This window comes from Oleiphilus sp. HI0080 (genome assembly GCF_001635135.1).
Window position 1 is genome coordinate 1 of the sequence record NZ_LWFU01001114.1, and the last position, 729, is coordinate 729.

Genomic DNA, 729 nt, shown 5'->3' on the forward strand with positions numbered 1-729 from the left:
TTGTTGGGGGACTCTACTCCAGTGGAAAAAGCGCAGCCGAAATCGAACAGCTTTTTATCAAGGCGAACTGGAACTCAGGCTATGTTGACGATCTCCCCCGTTCGCGCATACCAAACAGGCGCAAGCGCCATGATGACCTTTACCCGATCCAGCTCGGCATAGGCTTTGACGCCGATGGTTTTAAACTACCGAAAGGCATTTTTCAGGGACAAGGGATGCGCCGCCTTATTGAGTCGATGCTTGGCTCCTATCCAGTGCTTAAGAGCTTTGATGACTTGTCTGTGAGCTATCGCGCTGTCGCCGCTGATCTCGAAACCGGAGAGCAGATTGTGCTAGACAGAGGCGACCTTGCGACAGCAATGCAAGCCTCTATGTCACTACCGGGAATATTGCGTCCTATCGAGATTGATGGCCGCGTTTTGGTTGATGGCGGTATTGCCAATAACCTACCTGTGAGTGTCGCCAAAGATTTAGGTGCCGACATTGTTATCGCCGTAGATATCGGCTCTTTGCCCTTACCTGCAAAGGACATCGACAATACGTTTGATGTACTTGGTCAACTTAGCAACTTCCTCACTTTTGAGAACCAACAACGTGCGCGCGCCCTACTCAGCGAAGCCGATTTACTCATTAAACCGAATCTAGACGGTATTACGCTGACTGATTTCAGCAGCACCGAGAAGGGCATACAAGCCGGCTACGCAGCCGCTAATGTTCAAAGCGATAAAC

The 729-nt window shown here is 50.5% G+C and carries 1 protein-coding gene; it reads left to right on the forward strand.

Features of this window, described 5'->3' with window-relative positions; genetic code table 11:
* A partial coding sequence (locus tag A3751_RS20215) for a patatin-like phospholipase family protein (RefSeq protein WP_197466561.1) occupies nucleotides 1-729 on the forward strand: 729 nt, incomplete at both ends.